The sequence below is a fragment of the Micromonospora sp. NPDC050695 genome (genome assembly GCF_040654415.1).
Classification (GTDB): Bacteria; Actinomycetota; Actinomycetes; order Mycobacteriales; family Micromonosporaceae; genus Micromonospora.
The window spans coordinates 55,020-76,657 of record NZ_JBFAHZ010000017.1; the positions used below are offsets into that span (position 1 = coordinate 55,020).

The 21,638-nt window shown below is 72.7% G+C and carries 21 protein-coding genes; 11 read left to right on the forward strand and 10 right to left on the reverse strand.

All coding sequences use genetic code 11. The features are described from left to right. Positions 1-40 precede the first annotated feature (40 nt). Positions 41-2,554: a DUF3516 domain-containing protein gene (locus tag AB0H52_RS15740; RefSeq protein WP_357948072.1), complete on the reverse strand. Its 2,514-nt coding sequence runs from the start codon at positions 2,552-2,554 to the stop codon at positions 41-43. A gap of 76 nt (positions 2,555-2,630) precedes the next feature. Next, entirely contained in the window at positions 2,631-3,251 is a 621-nt protein-coding gene (trmB, locus tag AB0H52_RS15745; protein ID WP_225854781.1) for a tRNA (guanosine(46)-N7)-methyltransferase TrmB, read from the reverse strand. A gap of 208 nt (positions 3,252-3,459) precedes the next feature. Here trmB and AB0H52_RS15750 point away from each other — a divergent pair, with 208 nt between their 5' ends. Together AB0H52_RS15750 and AB0H52_RS15755 are read left to right on the forward strand one after the other, a co-directional pair. After that, positions 3,460-4,074 carry a hypothetical protein gene (locus tag AB0H52_RS15750; protein WP_357948152.1) on the forward strand — a complete coding sequence of 205 codons (615 nt, stop codon included), beginning with the start codon at positions 3,460-3,462 and terminating at the stop codon, positions 4,072-4,074. A gap of 235 nt (positions 4,075-4,309) precedes the next feature. Next, positions 4,310-4,987, forward strand: a complete 678-nt coding sequence (locus AB0H52_RS15755; RefSeq protein WP_151492633.1) for a class F sortase — start codon at positions 4,310-4,312, stop codon at positions 4,985-4,987. Between the two features lie 135 nt (positions 4,988-5,122). On the opposite strand, the gene AB0H52_RS15760 is transcribed toward AB0H52_RS15755, so the two are convergent. From AB0H52_RS15760 to AB0H52_RS15775, 4 genes are all read right to left on the reverse strand, one after another. Next, a complete protein-coding gene (locus tag AB0H52_RS15760; RefSeq protein ID WP_357948075.1) occupies positions 5,123-5,998 on the reverse strand; it encodes an alpha/beta hydrolase in 876 nt (291 codons plus the stop codon). A gap of 304 nt (positions 5,999-6,302) precedes the next feature. Next, entirely contained in the window at positions 6,303-6,620 is a 318-nt protein-coding gene (locus tag AB0H52_RS15765; RefSeq protein WP_151492629.1) for an antibiotic biosynthesis monooxygenase, read from the reverse strand. Between the two features lie 28 nt (positions 6,621-6,648). After that, positions 6,649-7,446: an exodeoxyribonuclease III gene (locus AB0H52_RS15770; protein ID WP_151492630.1), complete on the reverse strand. Its 798-nt coding sequence runs from the start codon at positions 7,444-7,446 to the stop codon at positions 6,649-6,651. Positions 7,447-7,483: 37 nt separating this feature from the next. Further along, complete coding sequence (locus AB0H52_RS15775) at positions 7,484-8,404, reverse strand: PAC2 family protein (RefSeq protein ID WP_151492631.1); 921 nt, start codon at positions 8,402-8,404, stop codon at positions 7,484-7,486. A gap of 422 nt (positions 8,405-8,826) precedes the next feature. Here AB0H52_RS15775 and AB0H52_RS15780 point away from each other — a divergent pair, with 422 nt between their 5' ends. The 3 genes from AB0H52_RS15780 to AB0H52_RS15790 all read left to right on the forward strand — a co-directional run bounded on the left by AB0H52_RS15780 (position 8,827) and on the right by AB0H52_RS15790 (position 10,739). Continuing rightward, the gene (locus tag AB0H52_RS15780) at positions 8,827-9,681 is read left to right on the forward strand and encodes a peptidase M23 (protein ID WP_357948079.1); all 855 of its coding nucleotides are present in this window, start codon (positions 8,827-8,829) and stop codon (positions 9,679-9,681) included. A 106-nt stretch (positions 9,682-9,787) separates the two neighbouring features. Next, complete coding sequence (locus AB0H52_RS15785) at positions 9,788-9,934, forward strand: hypothetical protein (protein WP_192580470.1); 147 nt, start codon at positions 9,788-9,790, stop codon at positions 9,932-9,934. A 49-nt stretch (positions 9,935-9,983) separates the two neighbouring features. Beyond that, positions 9,984-10,739 (forward strand): EcsC family protein, encoded by a 756-nt coding sequence (locus tag AB0H52_RS15790; RefSeq protein WP_151491899.1) that lies wholly within the window; start codon positions 9,984-9,986, stop codon positions 10,737-10,739. A gap of 8 nt (positions 10,740-10,747) precedes the next feature. On the opposite strand, the gene AB0H52_RS15795 is transcribed toward AB0H52_RS15790, so the two are convergent. Both AB0H52_RS15795 and AB0H52_RS15800 read right to left on the reverse strand, forming a co-directional pair. Further along, positions 10,748-11,599 carry a GDSL-type esterase/lipase family protein gene (locus AB0H52_RS15795; RefSeq protein ID WP_151491898.1) on the reverse strand — a complete coding sequence of 284 codons (852 nt, stop codon included), beginning with the start codon at positions 11,597-11,599 and terminating at the stop codon, positions 10,748-10,750. 119 nt (positions 11,600-11,718) lie between these two features. Then, positions 11,719-12,312 carry an antibiotic biosynthesis monooxygenase gene (locus tag AB0H52_RS15800; protein WP_151491897.1) on the reverse strand — a complete coding sequence of 198 codons (594 nt, stop codon included), beginning with the start codon at positions 12,310-12,312 and terminating at the stop codon, positions 11,719-11,721. A 124-nt stretch (positions 12,313-12,436) separates the two neighbouring features. On the opposite strand from AB0H52_RS15800, the gene AB0H52_RS15805 reads away from it, so the two are divergent. Genes AB0H52_RS15805 through AB0H52_RS15825 form a run of 5 tightly spaced genes read left to right on the forward strand, consistent with a single transcriptional unit; the run spans position 12,437 to position 17,007 of the window. Next, entirely contained in the window at positions 12,437-12,700 is a 264-nt protein-coding gene (locus AB0H52_RS15805) for a DUF6343 family protein (protein WP_151491896.1), read from the forward strand. A 12-nt stretch (positions 12,701-12,712) separates the two neighbouring features. Next, positions 12,713-14,128, forward strand: a complete 1,416-nt coding sequence (locus AB0H52_RS15810) for an NADP-dependent succinic semialdehyde dehydrogenase (RefSeq protein ID WP_151491895.1) — start codon at positions 12,713-12,715, stop codon at positions 14,126-14,128. 47 nt (positions 14,129-14,175) lie between these two features. Beyond that, on the forward strand, positions 14,176-15,141 hold the full coding sequence (locus AB0H52_RS15815) for a TIGR03885 family FMN-dependent LLM class oxidoreductase (protein ID WP_151491894.1): 966 nt from the start codon (positions 14,176-14,178) through the stop codon (positions 15,139-15,141). A 37-nt stretch (positions 15,142-15,178) separates the two neighbouring features. Next, entirely contained in the window at positions 15,179-16,753 is a 1,575-nt protein-coding gene (locus AB0H52_RS15820) for a Na+/H+ antiporter (protein ID WP_357948085.1), read from the forward strand. After that, positions 16,750-17,007 carry a UBP-type zinc finger domain-containing protein gene (locus tag AB0H52_RS15825; RefSeq protein WP_151491892.1) on the forward strand — a complete coding sequence of 86 codons (258 nt, stop codon included), beginning with the start codon at positions 16,750-16,752 and terminating at the stop codon, positions 17,005-17,007. The genes AB0H52_RS15820 and AB0H52_RS15825 overlap by 4 nt, the downstream gene beginning before the upstream one ends. Here AB0H52_RS15825 and AB0H52_RS15830 read toward each other — a convergent pair. Together AB0H52_RS15830 and AB0H52_RS15835 are read right to left on the reverse strand one after the other, a co-directional pair. Next, entirely contained in the window at positions 16,983-17,870 is an 888-nt protein-coding gene (locus tag AB0H52_RS15830; protein WP_357948089.1) for a hypothetical protein, read from the reverse strand. The two genes, AB0H52_RS15825 and AB0H52_RS15830, sit on opposite strands and share 25 nt — an antisense overlap. Positions 17,871-18,048: 178 nt before the next feature. Continuing rightward, the gene (locus tag AB0H52_RS15835; protein WP_357948092.1) at positions 18,049-20,658 is read right to left on the reverse strand and encodes a glycoside hydrolase family 9 protein; all 2,610 of its coding nucleotides are present in this window, start codon (positions 20,656-20,658) and stop codon (positions 18,049-18,051) included. A gap of 251 nt (positions 20,659-20,909) precedes the next feature. Here AB0H52_RS15835 and AB0H52_RS15840 point away from each other — a divergent pair, with 251 nt between their 5' ends. Further along, a complete protein-coding gene (locus tag AB0H52_RS15840; RefSeq protein WP_151491890.1) occupies positions 20,910-21,635 on the forward strand; it encodes a protein phosphatase 2C domain-containing protein in 726 nt (241 codons plus the stop codon). Positions 21,636-21,638 lie beyond the last annotated feature (3 nt).

Sequence of the window (21,638 nt, forward strand, 5' to 3'; positions counted from 1 at the left end):
GCCGCCCGCACTGCGGACGACCCCCTGTCGGGTAGGACTGTCAGAGCTGGCCGACGTCCGTGATCCGGACGACCGCCGCGCCGATCTCGTCCGAGGCGACCAGGTCGATCTCGGCGCTGATGCCCCAGTCGTGGTCGCCGTCGGGGTCGTCGAAGCTCTGCCGGACGGTCCACCTCGCCCGACCCTGCTCGATCATCAGCAGCGCCGGGCCGCGCGCGTCCGGGCCGACGCCGATCGAGTCGTACTCCTCGAAGTAGGGTGCCAGGGCGTCGGCCCACGCGTCGTAGTCCCAGCCGTCGGCGGCGTCCAGCTCGGCGAGCAGGTCCCAGCGGCGCAGCGCCGCCAGCTCGACCCGGCGGAACAGGGCGTTGCGCACCAGCACCCGGAACGCCCGCGCGTTGCGGGTGACCGCCGGCGGCCGGTCGGTCAGGGCGGCGTGCGCCTGGGCCACCTCGGCCACGTCGGACGGGTTGCGCAGCCGCTCCCACTCGTCGATGAGGCTGGAGTCGACCTGGCGGACCAGCTCGCCCAGCCATTCGATGAGGTCGATCAGCTCCTCGGTCTTGGCGTCCTCGGGCACGGTCTGGCGCAGCGTCTTGTACGCGTCGGCCAGGTAGCGCAGGACGAGGCCCTCGGAGCGGGTGAGCCCGTAGAACTGCACGTACTCGGTGAAGGTCATGGCCCGCTCGTACATGTCGCGGACGACGGCCTTGGGGGAGAGCTGGTGGTCGGCGACCCAGGGGTGCCCCTGCCGGTACATCTCGTACGCGGCCTCCAGCAGCTCGGCCAGGGGCTTCGGGTGGGTCACCTCGTCGAGCAGTTCGAGGCGGGCCTCGTACTCGATGCCCTCGGCCTTCATCGCGGCGACCGCCTCGCCGCGGGCCTTGAACTGCTGCGCGGACAGGATCTGCCGGGGGTCGTCGAGGATCGACTCGATGACGCTCAGCACGTCGAGGGCGTACGACGGGGACTCGGCGTCGAGCAGCTCGATGGTGGCCAGGGCGAGGGGGGAGAGTGGCTGGTTGAGGGCGAAGTCGAGCTGGAGGTCGACGGTGAGCCGGATCCGTCGACCGGTCTCGTCCGGCTCGGGCAGCTCCTCGACGACCCCGCCGGCGCGCAGCGCGCGGTAGATGGCGATGGCCCGGCGGATGTGCCGGCGTTGCGCGGCGGGCTCCTCGTGGTTGTCGGTGAGCAGGTGGCGCATCGCGGTGAACGCGTCGCCGGGCCGGCCGATGACGTTGAGCAGCATCGAGTGGCTGACCTGGAAGCTGGAGGTCAGCGGCTCCGGCTCGGCGTCGACGAGCCGGTCGAAGGTGGGTTGGCCCCAGCCGATCGACCCCTCCGGCGGCTTCTTGCGCACCACCTTGCGCCGCTTCTTCGGGTCGTCGCCGGCCTTGGCGAGGGCCTTCTCGTTGTCGATGACGTGCTCGGGGGCCTGCACCACGACCCGACCGATGGTGTCGTAGCCGGCCCGACCGGCGCGCCCGGCGATCTGGTGGAACTCCCGGTTCTTGAGCAGGCGGGTACGGACCCCGTCGTACTTGGACAGGCCGGTGAACAGCACGGTGCGGATCGGCACGTTGATGCCGACGCCCAGGGTGTCGGTGCCGCAGATGACCTTGAGTAGGCCGGCCTGGGCCAGGGTCTCGACCAGTCGGCGGTACTTGGGCAGCATGCCGGCGTGGTGCACACCGATGCCGTGCCGGACCAGCCGGGACAGCGTCTTGCCGAAGCCGGACGTGAACCGGAACCCACCGATCGCCTCGGCGATCATGTCCTTCTCGGCGCGGGAGCACACGTTGACGCTCATCAGCGCCTGGGCGCGTTCCAGTGCGGCGGCCTGGGTGAAGTGCACGACGTACACCGGGGCCTGCTTGGTCTCCAGCAGCTCCTCGAGGGTCTCGTGCAGCGGTGTCATCGCGTACGAGAAGATCAGCGGGACGGGCCGCTCGGCCGAGCGCACGACGGCGGTCGGCCGACCGGTGCGCCGGGTGAGGTCGTCGACGAACCGGGTGGTGTCCCCCAGGGTGGCGGACATCAGGATGAACTGCGCCTGCGGCAGCTCGATGATCGGCACCTGCCAGGCCCAGCCCCGGTCGGGCTCGGCGTAGAAGTGGAACTCATCCATGATCACCTGGCCGACGTCGGCCCGGCCGCCCTCGCGCAGGGCCAGGTTGGCCAGGATCTCCGCGGTGCAGCAGATGATCGGGGCGTCGGCGTTGACGCTGGCGTCACCGGTCAGCATGCCGACGTTCTCGGCGCCGAAGACCTCGCACAGGGCGAAGAACTTCTCCGACACCAGTGCCTTGATCGGCGCGGTGTAGAAGGTGGTCCGGCTGTCGGCGAGGGCCGCGAAGTGCGCGGCGATCGCCACCAGGCTCTTGCCCGAGCCGGTGGGCGTATTCATGATCAGGTTGGCGCCGGAGACGATCTCGATGACCGCCTCCTCCTGATGGGGATAGAGGTCGAGGCCGCGCTCCTTCGCCCAGCCGGCGAACGCGTCGAAGAGGGTGTCGGGGTCGGCGCTTGTCGGCAGCGCGGCGGTGAGCGTCATAGCCTGTCCATGGTGCCTGGATCATGCCCCGGTACGCCAACCCGGCGTCCGCCGGACCCCCGTCCGGGCCGGCTCGTCACCGGCGGCGGTAGATCAGGTCGGCCACCGGTCGGCCGGCGGTGATCGCCCGCCGTTCGAACTTCGTCACCGGACGGTGCGCCGGACGGGGCGCGAAGCCGCCGTACGCGTCCACCAGCTCCGGGTCCGCGTCCAGCGTCTCCCGCATCGCCTCGGCGTACTCCGCCCAGTCGGTCGCGCAGTGCAGCGTGCCGCCGGGGGCCAGCCGGGAGCGCAACAACGCCACGTGCGACGGCTGGATGATCCGCCGCTTGTGGTGGCGGGCCTTCGGCCACGGGTCGGGAAAATAGACGTGTACGGCGTCCAGCACGCCCTCGGGCAGGCCGCTGACCAGCTCCAACGCGTCACCCTGGGCCACTCGGACGTTGCCCAGCCCGCCCCGGTCCACCAGGTCGAGGAGGTTCGCGATTCCCGGCGTGTGCACCTCCACCGCCAGATAATCTCGATCCGGGTCAGCGGCGGCCATCACGGCGGTGCTGTCGCCCATCCCCGAGCCGATCTCCAGCACCACGGGCGCTCGGCGACCGAACAGGTCGGCCAGGTCGACGGGCTCGTCCGACACGTCCAGGCCGTAGCGGGGCCACAGCCGGTCCAGCGCGTCGGTCTGCCGGCCGCTCATCCGGCCCCTTCGGGGGTGGAACGTGCGGATCGTCCGGCTCGCGGGCGGGACGGCGGGGTCATGGTCGGTGGCGGTCACAGCGACCCGAGCGTACGCGACGCCGTCGGCGGATCGGATGTGATGTGCGACCGGAAATGAGAGGATCCAACTGGTACGGCAGGCCGGGCGGTCCGCTGCCCGGCACGCCCACACGGCGTCGAGAGGGGGCATCGTGACAGTGACCCGCGGCGGCGTGACCCTGTCGGTGCTGACCGTCCTCGCCGGCCCCCTGCTGGCCGCCACACCCGCGTCCGCTGTGCTGCCCGCGCCCGCGCCCGCGCCCGCGCTCGCCGTGCCGGTGGCGGCCGCGCCGCAGCCCGGCTCGCCGAGTGGCGCGCCGCAGCCCAACCCTCCGGTGGACATCTTCGTCGAGGTGAGCCCCAGCACGGTCCAGCCCGGCTACCTGGTCGGGATCCGGGCCAGCTGCCGCGACAACTCGGTCGGCGCCACCGTCGTGTCCGACGCCTTCGGCGCGGTCGGCGTCCAGCCTCAGCACGGCCTGCTCACCGCCGCGCCGATGGTGCGGGATCGCACCCGTCCCGGCAACTACCGGGTCAAGCTGGAGTGCCGCGACGGCGAGACCGCCTCGACGATGCTCCAGGTGGTCAAGAAGGTCCCGGTGCAGCCGAGTCGCGGCCCGGCCACCGGCTTCGGCGGCGGCGCCGGCGGCACGACCGGCAAGCTGCTGCTCCCCGGTGGCGCGGCGTTGACGATCACCGGGCTGATCCTCGCCGTGGTGGCGCTACGCCGGCCACGAACCCGCCGAGCCGCCGCCCGCCGCTGAGCCCGCCATGGAGATCTTTCACCCCACCCCGCCGCCGGCCGGTTCCCGCCCGCTGGCTGCGGGTCGTCCCGGGTCGCCGCCCGATGGGGTACGCCCGCCGGCTGAGGGTCGTCCCGCGCCACCGCCCGATGGGGTACGCCTGCCCGTGGACGACGGCTGGCCGGATTCCGACGGCCCGCCGGATCCGGGTCGCCGGTCGGTGGCCGACCGTCCGGCGGGGGTCGCTCGCCCGTCGGTGGCCGCGCGACCGCCGACCGCCGTCGCCCCCCGGCGCAGCCGTCCGTCCGGGCGTCCCTCCGGCCGTAGCCCCTGGTCGGTGCCGTTGGCCGTGGTGCTGGTGCTGGCGGGGGTCTTCGCCACCGGGGCGGGGCTGGGCCGCTCGGCCGGCCCGTTCGACCTGACCCCGGCCGGCGGTGACCGGCCGGCCCGCAGTGAGACGGTCGGGTTGTCGGCCAGTCGACCGGTACGCCTCACGGTCCCGACGATCAAGGTGGCCGCACCGGTGGCACCCGTCGGGCAGGCGCGGGACGGCTCGATCGCCGTACCGCCGTTGGAGCGGCACAACGAGACCGGCTGGTACGACCGGGGGCCCACCCCCGGCGAGCCGGGTCCGGCGGTGATCGTCGGGCACGTGGACACCAAGACCGGTCCGTCGGTCTTCTACGACCTGGGCAAGCTGAAGCCCGGCGACCTGATCGAGGTGGCCCGGGCGGACAAGTCGGTGGTGGTGTTCCGGGTCGACACCGTCGAGCACTTCCCGAAGGACCAGCTGCCCGCCGAACGCATCTACGGCCACGACGGGCCGCCCGGGCTGCGGTTGATCACCTGCGGCGGCCAGTTCATCGGGGGCCGCACCGGCTACGCCGACAACGTGATCGCCTTCGCCAGCCTCCAGTCGTCCCGTACGCCCTGAGCCGGCCCGGCCACCGTCCTGCTTTGATCGACTCGGGATCACTGAACTCGGGGTGTCGGGTCGACCCGGACACCCCGGTTTCGCCGATCCCGAGTGGATCAAGCCGTCGGTGCCTGCGCGTCGGTCGGCGCAGTGTCAGGTCAGGAAGCCCAGGAGTTGCCGGGTGGTCTCGTCGGGGGCCTCTTCCGGGATGAAATGCCCGACCGGGACGGGTGCGCCGCGTACGTCGTCGGCCCACTCCCGCCAGATCGCGAGCGGGTCGTCGTAGAGCTTCGCGACCTGACCGCGTTGGCTCCAGAGAAACAGCACCGGGCAGGCGATCCTCCGGTTACCCCGGTCCGCCTCGTCCTGCTGGTGGTCGAGCGTCGCGGCCGCGCGAAACTCCTCGCAGATCGCGTGCACCGTGGCGGGGTCGCTGAACTGCCGGACGTACGCGGCCCGCACCTCGGGCGGGAAGGCGTCCGTCACCTCGGGCCAGGTGTCGAGCATGAAGTCGACGAGCGCCGCGGGCGCCGCGTCGATGAACCGTTCCGGCACCGGTGCCGGCGCCGCCAGGAAGGACCAGACCCAGTAGGAGAGGCTGAACGCCTTGTCGGCGCGGTTGTAGACGTCACCGATGGGGACGACGTCCAGGACGGCCAGCCGGGTCACGACGTCGGGTTCGTCCAACGCCAGACGGTAGGCGCAGCGGGCGCCGCGATCGTGGCCGACGAGGTGGAACCGGTCATGGCCCAGGCGCCGCATCACCTCGACCTGGTCGCGGGCGATGGCCCGCATGCCGTACGGCTCATGGTCCGCGGTGCTCGGCGGTGTGCCGCTGTCGCCCCAGCCCCGCAGGTCGGTGGCGACGACGGTGAAGTGCTCGGCGAGCCGCGGTGCCACCCGATGCCACATGAGGTGGGTCTCGGGGATGCCGTGCAGGAGCAGGACGGGTGGCCCGTCGCCGCCGCGCCGTCCGTGGATCCGGGCGCCGGACGTGTCGATGTCGAATTCCTGGAATCCGTCGAACATCCCCGCAATACCCCCGCACCCTGGGATGCGCCCTGAGCGAGCGGCCCGGAGTGGCCGGTCGGGCGACTGGTGGCCGGCTACCGCCCGGGCCGCTTCGACGCTATCAACGCACACGTCCGGCCCGGTGCGGTTCGGCCGTGGTGCGGCGTCCTCGGGCGTCCGAGGTCCTGGTCGTGCTCGAACATGGATGTAGTGGCCTCGCGCTGCGCGGAGGGGACCAGATCCAGGTTCGAGCACGAGGCCCGCGCACTCTCGGGTCGAGGCAGGGCCTCGTCCCTGTCTCAGCGGCCGGCGGGGGAGGTGGTTAGGGCTGGGGGACGGTCAGAGCCACCTCGAACTCCAGCAGGCTGGCGCCGCTGGAGACCGGCGGGCGGGGCGTGTCGCCGGGTGCGGCGGCGTGCGCGGCGCGCGACGGGCCGGCGGCCCACGCCTGGTACGCCTCCTCGCTCTCCCACTTCGTGTAGACGAAGTAGCGGGTCTCGCCGGCCACCGGCCGGAGCAGCTCGAAGCCGAGGAAGCCGGGGGAGTTCTCCACCGTGCCGGCCCGCGCGGCGAACCGCTTCTCCAGCTCGGCGCCGGCGCCCGGCGGAACGTCGATTGCGTTGATCTTCACGACTGCCATCTGCCCACCCTAGCCAGCGCGGGCCGGGTCAGAACGCCTCGACCGCCGGGACGAGGTCCGCGTCCACCACGATCGGGGCGTGGTCGGAGGGGCCCTTGCCCTTGCGGGCCTCCCGGTCCACGTACGCGGAGCGCACCGCCCGGGCGAACGGCGCGGAGGCGTACACGAGGTCGATCCGCATGCCCTTGTTCTGGTGGAACATGCCGGCCCGGTAGTCCCAGTAGGTGAACGGGTGCGGCCCCTTCATCGGGGTCGGCACCACGTCGTCGAGGCCGAGGTCGCGCAGTGCCGCGAGGGCCGCCCGCTCGGCCGGGGTGACGTGGGTGGAGTGGGTGAAGACGGCCGGATCCCAGACGTCGGCGTCGGTCGGGGCGACGTTGAAGTCGCCGCTGACGACCAGCGGCAGCCCACCGGCCAGTTCCGCGTCCAACGCGTCGCGCAGGGCCGCGAACCAGGCCAGCTTGTACGCGTAGTGCGGGTCGTCGGGTGTCCGCCCGTTGGGCACGTACACCGACCAGACCCGCACCCCGTCGCAGGTGGCGGAGATGGCCCGGGCCTCCGGCTCGGGGAAGCCGGGCTCGCCGGCGAACCCGACCCGGACGTCGTCGAGACCGACCCGGGACAGGATGGCGACGCCGTTCCACCGGCCGTCGCTGTGGCTGGCCACCGTGTAGCCCAGCTCGCCCACCTCGGCGACCGGGAAGGCGCCGTCCGGGCACTTGGTCTCCTGGAGGCAGACGACGTCCGGGCCGGTGCCGGCCAGCCACTCCAGCAGCCGGGGCAGCCGGGCCTTCACCGAGTTCACGTTCCAGGTCGCCAGGCGCATGCCTCCACCCTGCCGTATCCGCCGTCCCGTCGCCGGGTCAGCTGCCCGGGGTGTCGCCGGGACGGGTCTGTTCGGCCAGGAACCGTTCCAGCTCCGCGCCGAGTTCGTCGGCGGTGGGCAGGGGGCCGGCGTCGGGGGCGAGCAGGTTCTTCTCGCCGCGACCCCGAGCGAACGCGTCGTACTGCTCCTCCAGGGCCTGGACCAGCGCGGCGGCGTCCTCGGTCTGGGCGACCTGCCGGTCGATCTCCACCCGGACGACCTCGGCGGCGGAGCGCAGCCCGTCGCCGGGCAGCAGCAGGCCGGTGCTGCGCGACACGGAGGTGAGCAGCACCTCGGCGGCGGCCGGGTATTCGGTCTGCGCCACGTAGTGCGGCACGTGGGCGGCGAAGCCGAGCGCGTCGCGGCCCTGCTCGCCGAGGCGGAACTCCAGCAGGTGACCGACGCTGCCGGGCACCTGGACGCGTTGCAGCCAGGGCTCGTACCCGGCGATCAGCTCGGGCCGGGTCGCGTGGGCGGTCACGCCGGTGGGCCGGGTGTGCGGCACCGCCATCGGGATCGAGTTGAGCCCGACGGTGAGCCGGACGTCCAGCCGGGCGGCGAGGCCGGCGACGGCGGCGGTGAACCGTTCCCACTGCAAATCCGGCTCGGGGCCGGTGAGCAGCAGGAAGGGGGTCTCGTCGTCGTCGTGCAGCAGGTGCAGCTCCAGCTTGGGGGCGTCGAAGCTCTCCCAGTGGTCCTCGACGAAGGTCATCACCGGTCGGCGGGAGCGGTAGTCGAAGAGTTGGTCCACGTCGAAGGTGGCGATCGGCCGGCCCTCCAACGAGGTGAGCAGCTGCTCGCGGGCCAGCCGGCTCGCGTTGCCGGCGTCCACGAACCCGGTGAGGGCCTGGATCAGGACCGGTTGCCCGAGGTCGGGCAGATCGTCGGTGAGCTGGTAGAGCTCGTGTGGGTCGAGCACCGGTGCGGACCTCCCTGGAATGTGCCTACTCGGACGCCGACGCGACGGACGGCACCCGGTTCGGGCAACGTACCCGCCATCCTGGTGCATTCCTGCGTCGGGCGATCCGTCGCCCGCCGGTTGGGCACGACCGGACTAATCACCCGATTCCGCTGCCAGGTGGGTCCGTGCCCCCGAACGGTGGAGGGGTGGTTCGGCCCAAAGGCCGAGTTTGTCGATCATGTCGGTGCGCGGGGTTCGATGTCCCGGCCTGTCGCCCGCCGTGCCGGCCTGCGTGCGCCGCCTGCTTCATCCGGTACGCGAGGTACGTTCCCCGGGCGGGTCGAGCCGTCCGGGTCGTCCACCAGGACGCCCCCGATCTGTGGCCAGCGCCACGTGATCACCGTGCGTGATCGGCGTATCCACCTGCCTAGCCTCGGTTGATGCGTGACGACGGCACCCTCGATGACCCGTACGCCCCGAGCAGCCCCACTACCGATACGGAGGATGGCACCTCAACCGAACGGACAACCGCCGCGAGTCGGCTCCGGGCGTACGCCCGGGACCTGACCGGTCGACGCCGGGCGCAGCTGGCCCTCGCCGCCGGCGTGGTGTGCTGCCTCGGCCTGGCCGCGGTCGCGCAGGTCCGTGACGACACCTCCGACGCGGCGACCCGGGGTGCCCCACTCGCCAGCAGCGCCGAGCTGGCGGAGCGCGCCGAGCAGCAGCGCGCGTCGCGTGATCTCGATCGGGCCGCCGTCCCGACCACCACCCCGTCCGCCGTCGCGACCACCGCCGACCCGGACACCACCCCGCGGGCCCGCAAGGTCGCCCCGGCCCGGCCGACCGACCCGGCCCCTGTCGCCGGACTGGACGAGGACCAGATGGAGAACGCCGAGGCGATCGTCCGCACCGGCCGGGCCATGGGCGTCCCCCGCCGTGGCCTGGTGATCGCGGTGGCCACCGCGATGCAGGAGAGCAACCTGTACAACGTGGCCAGTGGCGTGCTGCCCGAGTCGCAGGACTTCCCGCACCAGGGCGTCGGCTGGGACCACGACTCGGTCGGGCTGTTCCAGCAGCGTTCCAGCAGCGGCTGGGGCCCGGTGGGTCGCCTGATGGACCCGGAGTTCGCCACCCGGCAGTTCCTCACCGCGCTCGAGCAGGTGCCCGGCTGGCAGCAGATGCGCCTCACCGACGCGGCCCAGGCGGTGCAGGTCTCCGCGTACCCCGAGCACTACCAGCAGCACGAGGGGCGGGCCACCCGGGTCGTCGACGCCATCCTGCCCAGCGGGCGGTAACCTACCGGCCACTATGGACGGTCAGGGTTGAGCCTGTCGCGTCCCGGGTACATGTGTTGCGGGTTCGGGGTACACATGACCAAGGGAACACCGACAGGAGGACGTTATGTCACTGATGCAGCGGATCAGCGCTTTTCTCAGATCACCCAAGGGGCAGCAGTTGGTCGACCGCGGTCGACGCGAGATGGCCAAGCCCGCCAACCAGCAGAAGCTGAAGGGGTTGGCGTCGCGGCTGTCCAACCGCCGCCGCTGAGCACTCCATCGGCCGTCCTGCCCGCCGTACCCACCCCTGGGGAGCCCCGGTGACCGACACCCCGCCCGTCGGCGGCCAACCCGCCGCGTCCACCCCCCAGCCGTCCGCCAGCCTGCCGGTCGGGCCGGCGGACGCCGTCGAAGGTCCGCCGGCCCGCCTGTGGGACCGGATGCGCGACGACCCGCAGTACGCGCCGGAGCACCTCGCCCTGGAGGCGGTGCGCCGGCTCGGCCCCGAGGCCGCGCAGTGGGTCGGGCGCGCCCGGGCCGAGCAGCCCGGCGTCTCCGCCGACGTCCTGGCCGACCAGGCGACCCGCAAGTTCGTCAACCTGGCCCGGCTGTCCGGCGCGGTCTCCGGCGCGGCCGGCCTGCCCGGCGCCGTCCTCGACGTGGGCGTGCTGGCCTGGACCCAGGCGCGGATGGTGCTGCACATCGCCGCCGCGTACGACGTCGACCCCCTGCACACCGACCGGGCCACCGACCTGCTGGTGCTCCAGCGGGTGCACAAGGTCGCCGAGAGCGCCCGGCTGGCCCTCGGCGTCGCCGCCGGCCGGGAACGCGCCGACGCGCTCTTCGGCCTGGGTGGGCACCGCCCGCTCGGCCGGGTCATGTTGCAGCTCAGCGTCCGGCTGGCCCGGATGGCCGGCGTACGGGCGGCGAAGCGGATGGTCGCCAAGATCGTGCCCGGTGCCGCGATCGTGCTGGGCACCTGGGCCAACTCGTCGGCCACCAAGGATCTCGCCGAACGGTCCCGGGCGCTGTACCGCTCGCGGGGCACCGCCCTCCCCGCCCCGCGCCGCCCCTGAGGCGGGCGTCAGTCGGCCAGGCCGGAGGAGCGCCAGGTCACCTCGGCGAGCCGGCCCTGCCCGTTGACGTTGGGGTGGAACCAGTCCAGTGGGTTCAGCATGTCGAGGGTGAACCGCACCCGGTGCACCGCGCCGCCGTCGTGCCGGCACCGTGATCCGTACGCCCGGCACGCCGCCACCAACTCGGCGTTGTAGGCGTCGATCCGGTCCCGGACGGCGACCCGACGGCTCCGGTCGGCGGGCGCGGTCGACGTCGCGTTGGCCAGCAGGGCCGGGCAGACGCCGCGCCGCCAGGCGCGTGCCGCCCGCGCGTCGCCGTGCCCGACCTCCCAGAGCCGGTACAGGTCGGGAATGCTCACCACCAGCACCCGGGCCTTCGGCCGGCCGGTGCGCAGTGCCCGCAGGCCGCGGTCGACGTCGGCCCGGAACTCGGCCACCGGCGTCATCGCGTCCACCCCGCCCCGGCAGACGTCGTTGGCGCCGATCAGCACGGTGACGTAGTCGGCGTGGTCGCGTACCGCTGCCTTCGCCTGTCCCTCCAGGGCGTCCGCGCGGGCGCCGGGACGGGCATGGTTGTACGCCCGGTCGCGGATCGCCGGGTCCTGGTCGAGCAGCCGGCGGTAGTGGCTGCGCACCCGCAGGCCGTCGCCGGTCGACCAGGAGTTGCGCTCGCAGGACGTGAGCACCAGGCAGGAGGCGAAGCCGGTGCTGATCGAGTCTCCCAGCGCCGCGATGCCGCCCGGCCCGCCGGACTGCGGCGCGCTCCTGGTCGGACGCGGTGCCGCCGAGCCGCCGCCCTCGCAGGCGAGGGCGACCAGAGCCGCGAGACAGGCCAGTGCGGCGACCCACCGTCGAGGCATGACGTCCCCCGTTCCGCAGCACAGAGCGACAGCGCGGTAACTCTATGCGTAGGACGTGGTTTGGCGGGAAGTTGCTGTCGGGTATGCGGCAGAGCGTGCCGCCGCTGCCACCCGCAGTGCTATACGCGCCGCCAGGGGGCCGTCTGGCCGTGCAGCCACCAGTGCAGCGCCCGCGTGATCCTGGGCAGCACCAGGTAGGTCATCAACGGGGTCAGGCAGAGCGTCATCAGCAGCACCCGGGCGGTCAGCGGCACGGCGTCGAGAAATTGGCTGGTCAGCAGGGTGGCGGTCAGGCTCAGCGGGAAGAACGCCAGCCAGATGGTCACCGCCTGCTTCCAGCGCGGCGGCGACGTCGGCGGGATCGGCTCGACCGGATCCACCCAGTGCTCCAGCGGCGGGTCGAACCACCCCTCGATTCCGGTACGCCGCTCGACGCGGGTGTGCTCGACGATGCCCTGCGCCGAACTGAGCCACCAGTGCCGCTGGGGCGACTCCTCCCACCGGTGCAGCGTCTCGGCGTCGGCGAAACGGTAGAGCATGTGCCACTCCGGTGAGTCCGGGGCGCTCTGCACCCATCCCGCGCCGAGGAACCCGGGAAACGCCTCGGCCAGCGCGGTGCCGGCCCGCATCCAGGCCACCATCTCGCTGGCCCGGGCCGGATCGGCACGCCGGGCGATGGCGACGGTCACCGGCACGGTCTGGGTCATGGACATGCGTCCATCCTGCGGTCTGCGGCCCCGCGGGGCGAACCAATGTAACCGAGCACACCGACCGGCCGAGGCGGGCGCGAGCGCGCCGCACCGGTTAACACCCCCGATCGGGGGTAGATCGGGAGGCATGACGAGATCGCAGCCCCGGCGTGCCCGCGGCACGGTCGGCCACGCGAACAGCGCGCTGAACCTCCGGCTCACCCTCGCCACCTTCGGCCTGGTGATCATGGTGATCTTCGCGGTGCTGGCGTTCTGGGCCGGCATCGCCTGGCTCGGCGTGGTCTGCGCGATCCTGGCGGTGGTCGCCGTGGTCGACCTGGTCGTGATCCAACGCCGCCGCGCCGCCCGCCGCCGCGAGGAGCCGGGCGTACGACACTCGCTGTTCGAGTGACAGGAGGACGAGATGCCCCACATCGCCACCACCAACCCCGCCACCGGTCAGGTGCTCAAGACCTACGAGGCGATGTCCAGCGAGCAACTCGACGCCGCCATCGGACGCACCGACCTGGCGTACCAGCAGCTCCGCGCGACCACCGTCGACCAGCGCGCCCGGTGGATGAACGCCGCCGCCGACCTGCTCGACGCCGAGCGCGACGAGATCGCCCGGATCATGACCACGGAGATGGGCAAGACGTACGTCGCCGCGCAGGCCGAGGTGACCAAGTGCGCCACCGGCGCCCGCTTCTACGCCGACAAGGCCCCGGAGTTCCTCGCCGACGAGCCGGCCGACGCCGCCGCCGTCAAGGCGACCCGCGCGTTCATCCGCTACCAGCCGATCGGCGTGGTGCTCGCGGTGATGCCGTGGAACTTCCCGCTCTGGCAGGTGATGCGCTTCGCCGCGCCGGCGCTCATGGCCGGCAACACCGGCCTGCTCAAGCACGCCTCGAACGTGCCGCAGACCGCGCTGCTGCTGGAGGACGTGTTCCGCCGCGCCGGCTTCCCCGAGGGGGCCTTCACCACCGTGCTGGTCGGCTCGGAGGCCGTCGAGGAGATCCTCGGCGACCCCCGGGTACGCGCCGCCACGCTCACCGGCAGCGAACCCGCCGGCCGGTCGATCGCCCAGATCGCCGGGCGGGAGCTGAAGAAGACCGTCCTCGAACTCGGCGGCAGCGACCCGTTCGTGGTGATGCCGTCGGCCGACCTGGACCGGGCCGCCGAGGTGGCCACCACGGCCCGCTGCCAGAACAACGGCCAGTCCTGCATCGCCGCCAAGCGCTTCATCGTGCACACCGACGTCTTCGACGCGTTCGCCGAGAAGTTCGCCGCGAACATGGCGGCGCTGCGCGTCGGCGACCCGATGGACCCGGACACCGACGTGGGGCCGCTGGCCAGTGAGCGGGGCCGCGACGAGGTGCACGCCCAGGTCCGCGACGCGGTGGACAACGGCGCGAGGGTGCTCTGCGGCGGCGAGCCGCCCAGCGGTGACGGCTGGTTCTACCCGCCGACCGTGGTCACCGACCTCACCCCGCAGATGCGGATGTGGGCCGAGGAGGTCTTCGGGCCGGTCGCCGGCCTGTTCCGGGTGTCCTCGTACGAGGAGGCGATCGAGGTCGCCAACGGCACCAGCTTCGGGCTCGGCTCGAACGCCTGGACGCGGGACCCGGCCGAGCAGGAGCGCTTCGCCACCGACCTGGTCGCCGGCAACGTCTTCATCAACGGGATGACCACGTCCTTTCCGGAGCTGCCGTTCGGCGGTGTGAAGAACTCCGGCTACGGGCGGGAGTTGTCCGCGCTGGGCATGCGGGAGTTCTGCAACACCAAGACGGTCTGGGTGGGTGAGGGCGCGGCCTCCGCCGGTGCCGGCGCGCACGCCGAGTAGGTCGCGGCAGGCATCAGCCCGTGCCATCGCGGGTAGGAAGTGCGCCCATGACGCAGTTCGGGTTCCACGCCTCACATGAGCAGATCGGTCCGCGCGCCCTCCTGGAGGCGGTGCGGCACGCCGAGCGGGCCGGCTTCGACGCCGCCATGTGCTCCGACCACTTCTCACCGTGGAGCGCCCGGCAGGGCGAATCCGGCTTCGCCTGGTCCTGGCTGGGTGCCGCCCTGCAGGCCACCGGCATGCCCTTCGGTGTGGTCAACGCGCCCGGCCAGCGCTACCACCCGGCGATCATCGCCCAGGCGATCGGCACCCTCGGGGCCATGTACCCGGGCCGGTTCTGGGCCGCGCTGGGCACCGGCGAGGCCAGCAACGAGCACATCACCGGCGACCCCTGGCCGCGCAAGGACGTCCGCGCCGCCCGTCTGCGCGAGTGCGTGGACGTGATCCGGGCGCTGCTCGCCGGCGAGGAGGTCAGCCACGACGGCCTCGTCCGGGTGGACCGGGCCCGGCTGTGGACCCGCCCCGAGCAGCCGCCCGCGCTCGTCGGCGCCGCCGTCAGCGTGGCCACCGCCCGCTGGTGCGCCGAGTGGGCGGACGGCCTGATCACCGTCAACGCCCCGGTGGCGCACCTGCGCGAGATGATCGACGCGTACCGGGACGCCGGTGGGCGCGGCCCCCTGCACCTGCAGGTGCACGTCTCGTGGGCACCGGAGCAGGCGCAGGCCGAGGCGATCGCATCCGACCAGTGGCGCAGCAACGTCTTCGCCCCGCCGGTCTGCTGGGACCTGGAGACCGTCGAGCACTTCGACGTGGTGTCCGCCGACGTGCCGGCCCAGCGGGTCGCCGAGGTGGTGAACGTGTCGGCCGACCTGGGGCGGCACGTCGGTTGGCTGGAGGAGTACGTGCAGCTCGGCTTCGACCAGATCGCCCTGCACCACGTCGGGCAGGAGCAGCGCGGGTTCCTCGACGCGTTCGGCGCCGAGGTGCTGCCGAAGTTGCGCCCGGGCGGCTGATCGAGGCCGGATCGGCGTACCCCTAGGCTCGTACCCCATGGAAAGCCTGTTTCCGGTCGTCGTGTTCCTGGCGATCGCCACCCTGGGCGCCGCGTTGGCCCGCCGGCTCGGCCTGCTCGCGCCGATCGTGCTGGTCGTCCTCGGCCTGGCGCTGTCCTACGTACCGGGCTTCCCGCAGGTGGAACTCGACCCCGAGTTGGTGCTCGTCGGCATCTTGCCGCCGCTGCTCTACGTCGCCGCGCTGGAAACCTCGGTGCCGGCGTTCAAGAACAACATCCGGCCGATCCTGCTGCTCGCCGTCGGTCTGGTGCTGTTCACCGCGTTCGTGGTCGGGTTCGTGCTGCACCTGCTGCTGCCGCAGCTGCCGTTCGCGATCTGCCTCGCCCTCGGCGCGGTGGTCGCCCCGCCGGACGCGGTGGCCGCCACGGCGGTCGCCCGGCGGGTCGGACTGCCCCGCCGGGTCGTCACGATCCTGGAGGGCGAGAGCCTGATCAACGACGCGACCGCGCTGGTGCTGCTGCGGGTCGCGACGCTGGCCACCATCGGCTCGGCGGTCGGCACCGCCGAGGTCGCCGTCGAGGTGCTGCGGGCCACCGGCGGCGGCATCCTGATCGGTGCGCTCGGCGCGTTGGTCTTCGGCTTCGTGCACCGGCGGATCAGCGACCCTCTGCTGGACAACGCCCTGTCGCTGATCATCCCGTTCGCGGTGGTGTTCACCGCCGAGCACGTGCACGCCTCCGGTGTGGTGGCGGTGGTCGTCACCGGTCTGGTGCTCGGCCACAAGCTGCCCCAGTTGCTGTCGGCGGCGTCCCGGTTGCAGGTCGGCGCGTTCTGGCGGCTGGTCCGGTTCGTGCTGGAGGGCCTGGTCTTCCTGCTGGTCGGGCTCCAGTTGCGGGAGGTGCTGCGCGACCTCGACGAACCGTTCGGCTCGCTCGTCCTGATCACCTTCGCGGTGCTCGCCACCGTCTTCCTGACCCGGTTCATCTGGCTCTTCCCGGCCACCTACCTGGCCCGGTTGGTGCCCCGGGTCCGTCGCCGTGACGCCCGGCCCTCACCGAAGTTCCCGATCATCATCGGCTGGGCCGGAATGCGCGGCGTGGTGACCCTGGCCGCCGCGCTCGCCCTGCCACTGACCCTGGCCGACGACAAGCCGTACCCCCGGGCGCTGTTCATCTGGCTGGCCTTCGCGGTGATCGTTTTCACGTTGGTCGGTCAGGGCGCCACGCTGCCGCTCGTCGCGCGCCGGTTGACGCTGCCGCAGGACGACCCGGTGCAGGACGCCCTGTCCGCGGCCGGCGTGCAGCAGCAGGCCAGCCGGGCAGCTCAGGAGCGTCTCGACGAGCTGGCGGACAGCGCCCCGGAGGCGGTGGTGGACCGGCTGCGCCGCGCACTGGAGGACCGCACCAACATGGCGTGGGAACGGCTCGGAGGCACCGAGCGGGAAACCCCGTCGCAGGCGTACGGTCGGCTGCGACAAGAAATGATCGACGCCGAGCGGGATGTGTTCCGGGCTGCCCGGGACTCCGGTCGGATCCCTGAGGAGGTGCTGGTGCAGGCCTATCGTGACCTGGACCTGGAGGAGTCGTTGCTGCGGCAGGAGGTCGAGAAGTGAGCTGTCAGCATCTGATCGAGGCCGGTGTCGCCGAGCCGCGCACCCCCGACGAGTGCGCGGACTGCGTCGCCATCGGCGACACCTACTGGGTGCACCTGCGTACCTGCCTGAGCTGCGGGCAGGTCGGCTGCTGCGACTCGTCGCCGAACCAGCACGCGAGCAAGCACTTCGCGTCCACCGGGCACCCGGTGATCCGCTCGGCGCAGCCGGGCGAGGACTGGCGGTGGTGCTACGTCGACGAGGAGATCGGCTGACCGCTGGCCGGGCTGCGTTCGGCGCGGTTCGCCAGGGCTCGTCGGGTGAGCGCCGGCACGGCCAGGCCGGTGCCGGCGAGCAGCCCGGCCAGGGCCAGCCAACCGATCGGGCCGCCGTCGAGGACCAGCCAGGTCAGTAACGCCGGCCCCGCCGCGCGGGCCAGCCCGGTCAGCAGCGCGTCGACACCCTGGTAGGCGCCGAGGGCATCCGGGGCGGCAAGGTCGTAGGCCAGTGCCGCCCCGGCCGTGCCGTGCCACAGGTCGCCGACGGTGTAGATCACGGTTGCGCCGAGCAGCAGGATGGTCGCCAGGGCGGTGGGTGCGGCACCGGTCACGGCCCAGAGCAGCATCCCGGCCGCGAGCACCAGCCCGGCCCGACGCATCGTCCCGGCCGCCGGCAGCGCGTGCCGCGCGCTCCCACTCAGCCGTACCGCGAGCAGCACGGTGAGCACCGTGTTGACCAGCAGCACGGCGGCGACCGTCACCGGCGGCGCGTCGGTACGGGTCACCACCCACAGCGGCAGCACCAGCGTCAACGCCACCCAGTGCAGGGAGAGCACCGCCGAGGCCCCGGCGACCGCGAGGAACGGCCCGTCGCGCAGCGCACGGCCGGGTCGCGGGCGGACCGGCCGCCGGGCCGGCGGATACGCCGGCAGTCGCATGATGAGCGCCGCCGACACCAGATAGGTGACGACGTTGCCGACCACCAGCATCCGGTACGCCCACCCGGTGTCCGCCACCAGCGCGAACCCGGCCAGCCCCGCCCCGAACGCCACGCCCACGTTGGCCACCGCGCGCAGGGTGGCGAAGGCGTGCACCCGGCCCTCGGGACGCTCCGTGCCCGCCAGTTCGCCGCCCTCCACGGCCTCACCACGGCTCGCGCGGCGGCCGGAGTCCACGGGGTCGGGGCGGTGATTCGTTCACGTCATCAGCTCGAAAGCGCCCGCAGCGGTGCGCGCGGGAGGTGCGGTGCGCGGTGCCGACGCCGATCATGACGGGCTGGTGGCCGCCCGCGTGAGGGGCGGCCACCAGCCGCTGCGGTCAGCTCAGCGAGCAGGCCGCGCCGTTGACGGTGACCAGGCCCGGGTCGGGGTTGGCGCCGCCGGTGGTCGTCGCGTTGAAGCCGAACGTCACGGTGCCGCCGGGTGCGATCCGGGCGTTGTACGACTCGTTGCGCGCGGTCACCGTCGCGCCGGACTGGGTGACCTTCGCGAGCCACGCCTCGCGTACCCGCTGGTCGCCGATGAACGCGAACCGCACGCTCCAGCCGTTGACGGCCGTGGCGCCGGTGTTGCGGATGGTCAACTGGGCGGTGAACCCGGTGCCACCCTGCCAGGCGCCGTAGTTGGTGTAGTCCACCGAGCAGGTGCTGGCCGGCACCGCGCCGGCGTCACCCTGGTCGGCCAGGAACGACGAGATCCAGGCCAGCGCCGAGTTCCAGTTGATCGCCACCTCGTTCGTCGCGTACGAGTTGATGTCGTCGACGTAGCAGAACATCGGCGTGCAGCCGGCCAGCAACTGTGCCGCGAACGGGTCCTGGAGGGCGGCGTTCGCGCCACCGGCGAGCGAGCCGGCCGGCGGGCGGGGCAGGCTCGGGTCGAGCTGGTGGCCGAAGATGCGGCTGTGCTGGTTCTGCGCCGCGTGCTCGCCCCACCCGGTGACGTAGGAGATGTTCAGGGCGTTGCGACCGAGCACGTAGTCCATCGCCTGCACGGCGCCGTCGCGGTAGACGGGGTCGCGGGTCAGGTCGAACGCGGTGGCCAGCACCACGGCGTTGTTGATGATGTTGCTGTTGCCGCCCCAGAAGTAGCTGTTGGCGTCCCCGGGCATCGGCAGCCCGTACGCCTGTCGTCGCAGCTCGGCGAGGTACGCGTCGGCGGCGGAGGTGACCGAGGCGCGGACGCGGGCCAGGTCGGCGGCGGGCAGCCCGTTCGGCACGGTGGCCAGGTCGAGGCGGCCCAGTGCGGCGGTGCTCTGCCAGCCGAAGCCCCGCGGGTCGAACACGTCGCCGGTGTGGTGCGGTGAGGCCGTCAGGTCGGTCAGGTAGGTCTGCGCCCCGGTGCTGAGGTACAGCTCGGCTGCCGCCCAGTAGAACTCGTCGGTGACGGTGGTGTCGTCGTACGCGCCGCCGCCGGTGCTGTCGGCCGGGCTGGCGTACACCGCGGGGTGGGCCTTCGCCGCGGCGTAGGCGGTGCTCGCGGCGGTGCCGCAGCGGGCCGCGAACGCCGCGTCGTACGGTGCGAAGAGCCGCGCGCACTGGGCGGCGGTGGCGGCCAGGTTGAGGGTGGCCGCGGTCGACGGGGGGTGCAGCTCGCGCGGCTGCGGGTCCTCGTGGGGGGCGAGCGGCAGCCCGGTCCAGTTCCGGTCGTGGATCTTGTGGTGGACCATGCCGGCGAGCGGCTTGCCGGCCGGCACCTGCATACGCAGCAGGAACTCCAGCTCCCAGCGGGCCTCGTCGAGGATGTCCGGCACGCCGTTGTCGCGTTCGGGCACCCGCAGCGTGCCGTCGGCGAGCCCGGCGCCTCCGTCGGCGGTGGCCGCCGTCCTGGTCCGCTCGAAGGTGTTCAGTAGTTGGTAGGTGGCGATGCCGCCGTTGACCACGTACTTGCCGTGGTCGCCGGCGTCGTACCAGCCGCCGCGCACGTCCAACGAGTAGTCGCAGACGCCCGGCTGGCAGGGCACGCTGGTGTCGCCCTGGTTGGGTGCCACGCCGAGGTGCCCGGCGGGGCGCGCGTACTCGTCGCCGATCAGGTCCCCGTCGATGGCGATGCCGCTGCGCTGCGCGTAGAAGAACTGCAACGAGTCGGAGCGTAGCTGGTCGTAGAGGGTGCCGGAGATGTCGAACGGGTGGCTGGTCTCGCCGTCGACGGTGAGCGTCAACCCGGTGCCCGGGGTGCGGTACCCGGAGAAGTCGACCGAGTGCACGTTCTGCCCGGAGGCGGCGTCGACACCGCGCGTGGTGGTGGTGCCGCTGGCCACGACGGCGCCGGCGCCCGTACGCAGCTGCCAGGGCAGCGGCTCGGTGGCGCCGGTGACCACGGTGGCGTTCTTCGGCCCGCCGGGCAGGTACCCGACCTGGTTGACGCGCACCCGTGGCCCGGTGTCCGGCTCGTACGGCTCGGGCGGCTCGCCGCCGCGCAGCGAGACGTCGTCGAGGCAGATCGTCTGCGTGTCGGGGGAGCCGCCGACCTGGAAGATCAACTGGGCGCCGGGGTTGTCGTCCGGGACGGTGAAGGTCTGCTCGACGCGCTGGGCGGTGCCGGTGGCGGCGGCGTCCACGGCGGCGTACGTGGTGTACGGGGCGCTGCCCAGCTGGAGCACGGCCTTGACGGCGGTGCCGGGTGTGGCGGAGACGCTGAACCCGAGGGTGTACTCGGCGCCGGCGACCAGCGGCACCGCGTCCTGGCCGATGCCGGCGTCCCACGGGTTGGCGAGCCCGCCGGCAACGGTGGTGCAGAGCCGCCCGTCGGTGACCGCGAGTGCGCCGGTGCCGTAGGAGAACCAGGGGCTCACGCCCGCGCTGAAGTCGCCGTTGTCGATCTGTTCGGGGGCGTCCGGTGGTGGGTCGGCGTGGGCCGCGCCGGCGCCCGCGCCGGTGAGGGCCAGGGCGGTCGCCGCGGCCAGGAGGAGGCGGCGTCGGGATGTCGTCACGGGGAGTCCTTCCGGGACGGGAAGTGGGACGGTGGTGGTGACCGAATGCTGGGAGCGCTCCCAGAGATGGACCCGATATTTCCAGTGACGGTACGTCCTGTCAATTGATCTGGTTGGATGGGATGTGCCGTGCGACGAGGCCGGGAGGCCCGCGACACGGCCGAGTGCGAGACGTGAGATTCGCCGCGCCACGCACCGTCGTCCTGATCTCCTAGAGACAACTGCGCCCTCCGCCTGGCAGGCTGCCTCCCATGACCCTGAAGCTGCGTTCCGTGGGAACGAGCGACCGTGGGCTGATCCGCAGCGGAAACCAGGACGCCCTGCACGCCGGGACCTGGCTCGTCGCCGTCGCCGACGGCATGGGCGGGATGGCCGCCGGCGACCTGGCCAGCGCGCTCACCATCGACGCGGTCGCACCGTTGGACGTGGAGACACCCGAGGACGCCCTGGTGGCCGCGCTCCAGGGCGGCATCGCCCTGGCCACCACCCGGATCCGGCAGGCGGTCAACGAGGATCCCGAGCGCCAGGGCATGGGCACCACACTGACCGCCCTGCTCTTCGCCCGTACCGGCAGCTGCCTGGCCCTCGCCCACGTCGGCGACTCCCGGGCCTACCTGTTCCGAGAGGGTGTGCTCAAGCAGGTCACCCGCGACGACACCTTCGTCCAGCTGCTGGTCGACCAGGGCGTGATCACCGCGGACCAGGCCAGCAGCCATCCCCGCCGGGCGGTCGTCACCCAGGCGTTGCAGGGCGAGGACGTCTCCCCGTCGTACGCGACGATGGTGCCCCGCGCCGGCGACCGGTGGCTGCTGTGCAGCGACGGCCTCTCCAACGTGGTCCGTCCGGACACCCTCACCGAGGTGCTCACCGATTACCCGGACCGGGCCGCCTGCGCGGGCAAGCTCATCGACCTGGCGTTGCACGCGGGCGCACCGGACAACGTGACCGTGGTGGTGGCCGACGTGGTGGAGGAGTGACCG